Raw genomic sequence first — 2985 nt, 5'->3', positions numbered from 1 at the left:
GGTCGCGGCGATCGCCGCCGAGAAGAAATATTTCATCTCGAACACACCACGCGAACAGATCAGATATTTGTTCGAGGTGACGCGCGAGACCGTCGATTCGTGCATGCCAATGGCATCCGCGACCGTCTTCAGGTTCAGCGGCCGCAGATGTTCGACGCCATGCGCGAAGAAGCCATCCTGCTGGCGCACGATCTCGCTTGCGACCTTGAGGATGGTGCGGGCGCGTTGCTCGAGGCTACGCGTCAACCAGTTCGCCGTCTGCAGGCATTCGGCGATGAAGGCCTTGTCCAGGTCGTTCCGCGCCGCCCGGGAGACGCGGGCGTGATAGGTCTGGTTGATCAGCACGCGCGGCAGGGTATCCGGATTGAGATCGACCAGCCAGGAACCGTCCGGCGCCGGCCTGATGAAGACATCCGGAACGACGGTCTCGGCCGCCGAGCCGCCGAAACCCCGTCCGGGCTTAGGGTCAAGCCTGCGGATTTCCGCGACCATGTCGGCGATATCCTCGTCGTCGACGCCGCAGATGCGCTTGAGCGCCGAGAAATCACGCTTGGCGACAAGGGGGAGGTTGGCGACCAGAGCCTGCATGGCCGGGTCGAAGCGGTCGCGCTCCCGCAGCTGGATCGACAGGCATTCGCGAACATCGCGCGCGCCGACGCCGGAGGGGTCGAAGCCCTGGATGACGCCAAGCACGTGCTCGACCTTGTCCGCGCTCACACCGAGCCGCTCTGCGATCTCAGGCACCGACTCGCCGAGATAGCCAGAATCATCGACCGCATCGATGAGGTGGCTGCCGATCAGTCGCTCCGCAGGATCGGTCATCGCGAGATCGAGCTGTGCGCTGAGGTGATCGCGCAGGGACAATTCCGAGGTCAGGCTGGACTCGAAGCCTTCCGACCCGTCCTCGAACGAACCACCGGATCCGCCATAGGCGCCGCCGGTGATCGGCAGGCTGTCGGCCCCCTTCGTGTCGAGGCGGGCGATTGTCGGCTGTTCGCCCTGGAAGACGTTGTCGAGCCCGGTGCCGAGCCGGCCTTCCATGCCGTCCTGGGTGTTCAGGCTCTCGGCACGCGCAAAACTCTCGGGATCAGCCGCCAGGGGGCTATCGCCGCCATTGAGCTGTACAAGAGCCTCAGACGCGTCATCGCGCTCCAGCAGCGGATTCCGCTCCAGCTCACCCTCGACAAAGTTCTGAAGTTCGAGATGCGAGAGTTGCAGGAGCTTGATCGCCTGCAGCAGCTGCGGCGTCATCACCAGGGACTGTCCCTGGCGCAGCTCCATGCGCGGCATCATCGCCATTGCGCTCTTGACCTCTCATCCGCTTCGGCATGTTTCTTGCCTTCGGAACAAAGCCTAGCCGCGCAACGCGGGCGCGTCAAAGCCTCTGCACGCGCTTTGTGCAGAGAAATTAATGCAGTGCAGCATTCTGCCGAGATTATGGCAGCGGCATCACGGCCGGCTGGATCAGAGCTTGAAATCCTCGCCGAGATAGACACGGCGGACGTCCGGATTGGCGATGATCTCGGCCGGAGAGCCCTCGGTGAGCACGCGGCCGGAATGGATGATATAGGCGCGATCGACGAGGCCGAGCGTCTCACGGACATTGTGGTCGGTGATCAGTACGCCGATGCCACGATCGGTCAGCTGGCGCACCAGCGCCTGAATGTCGCCAACGGCGATCGGATCGATGCCGGCGAAGGGCTCGTCGAGAAGAATGAAGGACGGCCGCCCGGCCAGGGCGCGGGCGATCTCGCAACGGCGGCGCTCGCCGCCCGACAACGCGATGGAAGGAGCCTTGCGCAGGCGAGAGATCGTGAACTCTTCCAGAAGCGTATCGAGCTGACGCTCACGGCTCTTGCGGTTCGGCTCCACGACTTCAAGGACGGCCCKGATGTTGTCCTCGACAGTGAGGCCACGAAAGATCGAGGCCTCCTGCGGCAGGTAGCCAATTCCAAGCCTCGCGCGCTGATACATCGGCAAGCCGGTGATATCGTTGCCTTCCAGCGAAATGACCCCGAGATCGGCGGGCACCAGACCAGTGACCATGTAGAAGATCGTGGTCTTGCCGGCGCCGTTTGGACCGAGCAGGCCCACCGCTTCGCCCTGCCGGACGTAGAGGCTCGCCTCGCTCACCACCGTGCGGCCGCCATAGCTCTTGCGCAGGCCGCTGACAGCGAGAATACCCGGTCCACCGATCGATGCGGCAGATGATGTTGCCGGCTCGGCCTCGCTGTCCCGCGCCTTTGCGCCGAACAGTCCGCGCAAGCGCCCGAACATGCCGGGGCTTTGCTCGCTCCGGGGTGCCGTAGCCTGAGCGGGCAGGGTCGAACTGTCGGATTGCGGCATGGAATGGACTGTCACTGAGAGCAGGGCTCGCTGATGTGAAAGGCAGTCGGCCCGGCATACGCCGGACCGGAGCGGCTAGTTGGTCGGCGGGCTCGCCGGGCGAGCGGGGGCCGCGGCACCGGGCTTGGGCGGAGTGTTCTTGCCCGCGTCCTTGCCGGCCTCGCCGGAATTCGGAACGAAGAAGCCCTGCACGCGCCCCTTGTTGTTCTCGATATTGGCGACGCCGGTCTCCGTGTCATAGACCAGCCGCTCGCCACGGGTGATGTTCGGCCCGTCATTCAGGGCGACATTCCCGGTCATGATGACCTTGTTGTTGGCGCGGTCGAACACCGCCTTGTCCGAGGTCGCAGCCTGCGTCTTCGAGACCACTGTCACCGGACCATCGCATTCGATGCGCTTGATGCTGCTGTCATTGGATTGCGGCGCGCCCCCCGCTGCGGCTGGCGCCGGCGTTGCTGGACGCGATGCTCCTGGTACGGTCCCAGCGCCGCGCCCCTCGTAGAACACGGTCATGACCGAGCACCGCACCGTGGTCTCGCCCTGCACCGCCACGACATTGCCGGTGAAGACCGCGCGATTTTCCTTGTCGAGCACATCGAGCTTGTCAGCATCGATCTTGATCGGCTCCTTGCTGTCGCC

General features: G+C 64.5%; 3 protein-coding genes. All 3 read right to left on the bottom strand.

The annotated features are described in order from the left end of the window. On the bottom strand, window positions 1-1299 hold a 1299-nt coding region (rpoN, locus tag AC1D34_RS36025), incomplete at its 3' end, for an RNA polymerase factor sigma-54 (RefSeq protein ID WP_476826844.1). A 165-nt stretch (window positions 1300-1464) separates the two neighbouring features. After that, entirely contained in the window at window positions 1465-2277 is an 813-nt protein-coding gene (lptB, locus tag AC1D34_RS36020; protein WP_441490208.1) for an LPS export ABC transporter ATP-binding protein, read from the bottom strand. A 144-nt stretch (window positions 2278-2421) separates the two neighbouring features. Beyond that, window positions 2422-2985, bottom strand: a 564-nt coding sequence (locus AC1D34_RS36015) for an LptA/OstA family protein (protein WP_476826843.1), incomplete at its 5' end; no start/stop codon positions are given.

It is taken from the genome of Allobosea sp. P1_A7, assembly GCF_056406775.1.
Note: the sequence above shows the minus strand (reverse complement) of the source record. Positions and strands in the feature narration are given on the sequence as shown.